Source organism: Zoogloea sp., from assembly GCF_044344315.1.
In the GTDB taxonomy this organism is placed as follows: Bacteria; Pseudomonadota; Gammaproteobacteria; order Burkholderiales; family Rhodocyclaceae; genus Zoogloea.
Map to the genome: position 1 here is coordinate 1 of NZ_JBIJDC010000200.1, position 2,775 is coordinate 2,775.

Sequence of the window (2,775 nt, forward strand, 5' to 3'; positions counted from 1 at the left end):
CGTGCAGGAAGGCAGCCTGTGGGCCGCGCCGGACGTGGGAGCGTGCATGTCCTACGAGTACCAGATATACGACCTGGTGGCCCGCCGCTACGTGACCGACAACTGGACCGCCGAAGGCGAGGTGCTGGATCTCACCGCCGGCAAGGAAGGCCGCGTCAACGCCGGCACCTTCAGCCAGGACGAGCTGCGCCGCCGCGGCGAGCGCTGATCCCCGCCTCCCCAGCCAACGATCCTCACCCAGGAGTTTTCCATCATGAAGACAAAGGCGATTTCCCGTCGCCGGGCCGGCTTCGGCCTGGCTCCGGCCACCCTGGCCGTGGCGGCGGCCCTGTCGGCCTGGTCCGACCCTTCCCAGGCCTTCCGTTTCGGCAGCGAGGAGGGCCTCTCGGGCAGCTTCGACTCGATCGTGTCCTTCGGCGCCATCCGGCGCATGTCGTCCCCGGACTCCCGCATCATCGGCAACGACAGCGGCGGCACCAACCGGGGCTCCAACACCCAGCTGCAGGCCCGCCAGGGCGGCAATGGCTACGCCAACGCCGATTTCAACTACACCAACTTCGACGACGGCACCCTCAACTACAAGAAGGGCGACATTGTCTCGATGGCCCTCAAGGGCACCCACGATCTGTCCCTGAAGGCGCCGGAGGGCTGGAGCGCCCTGGCGCGGGTCTACTGGGTGCACGACTTCAAGGCCGACCAGACCCGCCGCACCGATGTCACCGAGTCATCGGCCACTTCCCGGGCCAACCTGCTGGATGCCTGGGTGGCCAAGGAGATCCGCTACGGCGATCAGCGCGGCAAGCTCAAGCTGGGCAACCAGGTGATCTCCTGGGGTGAGGACATCTTCATCCTCGGCGGGGTGAACCAGATCAACGCCATCGACCTGCAGAAGTTCCACGTGCCCGGCACCCAGATCAAGGAGGTGTTCATCCCGGCACCGATGGCCTCCTGGTCGGGCAGTCTGACCGAGCACCTGGGCATGGAGGCCTACTACCAGTTCGCCTGGAACAGCTTCAAGTTCGACCCGGTGGGTACCTTCTTCTCGGGCGCCGACGTGATCGGCCAGGGCAACCGGGTGGCCTACTACCCCACCTCCATCTGCAACGACTTCGCCCTGCCGACGCCCTGCGGCGACCGCTCCGGCCTGACCGACAGGCAGATGCTCCTCAATGGCACGGCCGTGCCCTACCTGGGCCAGGCCAAGCCCAAGCAGGGCGGGCAGTACGGGGTCAACTTCCGCTACAACGCCGAATCCATCGACACCGAGTTCGCCTTCACCTATCAGCGCTACCACGACAAGCTGCCCTTCCTGGGCTTCACCGGCAGCGACGCGGGGGCGGTTACCGGCTACTTCCTGGCCTACGGCCAGGACCGCGACCTGTTTGCCGTCTCCGGTAATACCAAGGTGGGCGATGTGGCCGTGGGCATGGAGCTGTCCTTCCGGCCGCGGGACAGCGTGGGCGTCGACCCGACCGTGCCCTTCGGGTCGGTCTTCGGGGGCAAGTTCGACAAGAACAGCGTTTATAACGTGGGCCGCCACCCCGGCTTTGTCGAGCACAAGAAGTGGCAGTTCCACACCACCGCCTTCTACACCTTCTCCCGTAACGACCCCCTCGGCGGGCTGGCCACCGCCCTTGGCGCCACCGACGGCTTCATCCTGGCCGAGGCCGCCGTGGCCCATTACCCGGACCTGGACCGCAGCGGCAGCATTCCGTACTTCCTGCCCAACTACGGCATCCCCAACCGCACTTCCTGGGGGTACGTGGCGGAGATCGGCATCAACTATCCCAACGTGGCCGGCAGCGGCATCACCCTCACGCCGCAAATCGACTTCGCTCACGACGTGAAGGGCACCGCGCCCAACGCGCTGCCCTTCGTGGAAGGTCGCAAGGCGGTGACCCTGTCGGTCTTTGCCAACTACCGGGACCGCTGGAAAGGCGCCCTCCAGTACGCCAACTTCTCCGGCGGCGGCGACAACAACCTGATGCGCGACCGGGACTTCCTGGCCGCCAGCGTCTCCTACTCGTTCTGACCCGCAGGCCCGGGGGCGCCGGCAGCAGCGTGCGGCCGGCCCCCCGGCACAGACAGGAAATCCCAACATGATCGAAAAACTGGTCATCGGCCTGCAGCGCTTCTTCTTCGGGCACCGGCTGCTGACCCTGGGCGTGCTGCTGGCTTTCACCGCCCTCATGGGGGTGTTTGCCGCACAGCTCAGGATGTCGGCCGGCTTCGACAAGCAGCTGCCGCAGGACCACGAATACGTCCAGACCTTCAACCAGTACCGGGACGTCCTCTTCGGCGCCAACCGCATCATCGTGGTGGTGGAGGCGAAGAAGGGCGACATCTGGAACGAGAAGGCCCTCACCAAACTGTACGACGTCACCCAGACCCTGTTCTTCATGCCCGGCGTGGACCGGCGCACCGTTACCTCCCTATGGACGCCCAACACCCGGGCGGTGCAGATCACCGAGGAGGGGATGAAGGCCGAGGACGTGATCGGTGGCGACGTGACGGTGAAATCCCTCACCCCCGACAACATCGCCGGCATCCGCGAGCGCACCATCATCGGCGGCTTCGTCGGCAGTCTGGTGGCCAATGACGGCTCCGGCGCCATGGTGGTGGCCGAACTGGCCGACCCCGATCCCGCCACCGGTAAGCGCCTGGACTACTTCGAGTTCAGCCAGCGCCTGGAGGCGGAGGTGCGCGACAAGTTCTCCGACGCCGACACCCAGGTGCGCATCATCGGCTTTGCCAAGCAGATGGGCGACATCTCCG

The 2,775-nt window shown here is 66.1% G+C and carries 1 protein-coding gene and 2 pseudogenes; all 3 read left to right on the top strand.

Annotation, left to right across the window (positions count from 1 at the left end; translation table 11 throughout):
* Positions 1–208, top strand: a pseudogene (locus ACIQ09_RS22140) (DUF1329 domain-containing protein); the annotation flags it as partial.
* Between the two features lie 45 nt (positions 209–253).
* Entirely contained in the window at positions 254–2,032 is a 1,779-nt protein-coding gene (locus ACIQ09_RS22145; protein WP_398314582.1) for a DUF1302 domain-containing protein, read from the top strand.
* 67 nt (positions 2,033–2,099) lie between these two features.
* Positions 2,100–2,775: pseudogene (locus tag ACIQ09_RS22150) on the top strand (RND family transporter); the annotation flags it as partial.

Excerpts from the sequence above, each read along its gene's own strand:
- ACIQ09_RS22145 (WP_398314582.1), top strand. The coding sequence starts at position 254 with ATGAAGACAAAGGCGATTTCCCGTCGCCGGGCCGGCTTCGGCCTGGCT.